Source organism: Methylomonas methanica (genome assembly GCF_001644035.1).
Taxonomy (GTDB): domain Bacteria; phylum Pseudomonadota; class Gammaproteobacteria; order Methylococcales; family Methylomonadaceae; genus Methylomonas; species Methylomonas methanica_A.
Genome location: NZ_LUUG01000034.1, coordinates 1 through 1957, shown reverse-complemented (window position 1 = coordinate 1957; position 1957 = coordinate 1). Strand labels below are relative to the sequence as shown.

General features: G+C 58.4%; 1 protein-coding gene. It reads left to right on the top strand.

Translation table 11 applies throughout. The features are described 5' to 3' along the window. Positions 1-3: 3 nt before the first annotated feature. Positions 4-1957 (top strand): transketolase (tkt, locus tag A1332_RS01670; protein WP_064006846.1); only part of this gene is annotated, 1954 nt, incomplete at its 3' end.

The following is a 1957-nucleotide window of genomic DNA, read 5'->3' as shown; positions in this document are numbered from 1 at the left end:
AACATGCCTTCGCGCCGAGACTTAGCGAACGCCATCCGCGCACTCAGCATGGACGCCGTACAGAAAGCCAACTCAGGGCACCCCGGTGCGCCGATGGGGATGGCCGACATCGCAGAAGTATTGTGGAACGATTTTCTGCAACACAACCCCAGCAACCCCAAATGGCCTAACCGCGACCGCTTCATTCTGTCCAACGGTCACGGCTCCATGCTGATTTATTCCTTGCTGCATTTGGCCGGCTACAATCTGCCGATCGAAGAACTGAAACAGTTCCGCCAACTGCACTCGCAAACCCCCGGACACCCTGAATACGGCTACACCGACGGCGTTGAAACCACCACCGGTCCTCTGGGACAAGGCATCACCAATGCCGTGGGTTTTGCTTTGGCAGAACGCACCCTGGCCGGCCAATTCAACCGTCCCGGCCACGACATCGTCGACCACCACACCTACGTCTTCCTGGGTGACGGCTGCTTGATGGAAGGTATCTCCCACGAAGCCTGCTCCCTGGCCGGCTCCATGAAACTGGGCAAACTGATCGCCTTCTACGATGACAACAACATCTCCATCGATGGTGAAGTGCGTGGTCACGGCAACGTCGCAGGCTGGTTCCTGGACAACACCCCGCAACGCTTCGAAGCCTACGGCTGGCACGTGATTCCTAAAGTCGACGGTCACGACGCCGATGCCGTCAAAGCCGCTATCGAAGCAGCGAAAAAAGTCACCGACAAACCGACCATCATCTGCTGCCAAACCACCATCGGTTTCGGTTCGCCGAACAAACAAGGCAAAGAAGAATGCCACGGTGCCGCCTTAGGTGAAGCCGAAATTGCCCTGACCCGTGAAAACCTGGGTTGGCCGCATGCCCCGTTTGAAATCCCTGCCGACATCAAAGCCGGCTGGGACGCCAACGCCAAAGGTGCCCAACTGGAAAGCGCTTGGAGCGCCAAATTTGCCGCCTACAAAGCGGCACATCCGGAACTGGCTGCCGAATTCGAACGTCGGGTCATCAAAAATGAACTGCCGGCTGATTGGGCGGAAAAATCCAGCGCCTTCATCGCCGCCGTCAACGAAAAAGGCGAAACCATCGCCAGCCGTAAAGCTTCGCAAAACACCCTGAACGGCTTTGGTCCCTTGCTGCCTGAACTGCTGGGCGGTTCCGCCGACCTGGCCGGTTCCAACCTGACCCTGTGGTCCGGCTGCAAAGATGTCAACCAGCCCGAATTCGATGGCAACTACATCTACTACGGTGTGCGTGAATTCGGTATGTCCGCCATCATGAACGGCATCACCCTGCACGGCGGCTTCAAGCCCTACGGCGCCACCTTCCTGATGTTCAGCGAATACGCCCGTAACGCCCTGCGCATGGCCGCGTTGATGAAAATCCCAACCATCTTCGTCTACACCCACGACTCCATCGGCCTAGGCGAAGACGGCCCGACCCATCAACCTGTCGAACAAACCGCCACCCTGCGCATGATCCCCAACATGCAAGTCTGGCGCCCTTGCGACGCCGTTGAGTCGGCAGTGTCCTGGAAAGCCGCCATTGAACGTCAAGATGGACCGAGCACCCTGATCTTCTCCCGTCAAAACCTGCAACACATGGCCCGCAGCCAAGCACAGATCGACGGTATCAGCAAAGGTGGCTACATCCTGAAAGATAGCGACGGTGCACCAGACGCGATCATCATCGCCACCGGCTCCGAAGTCGAATTGGCCGTGAAAGCCGCTGACGCCTTGAGCGCGAAGGGCAAAAAAATCCGCGTGGTGTCCATGCCATCGACCAACGTCTTCGAAGCGCAAGACCAGGCGTACCGGGACAGCGTATTGCCGCCAAGCGTCACCAAGCGCGTGGTAGTAGAAGCGGGAGTGACCGACAGCTGGTGGAAATATGCCGGCAGCGCGGGTAGAGTCGTAGGATTGGACCGTTTCGGCGAATCGGCCCCGGCAGGTCAAC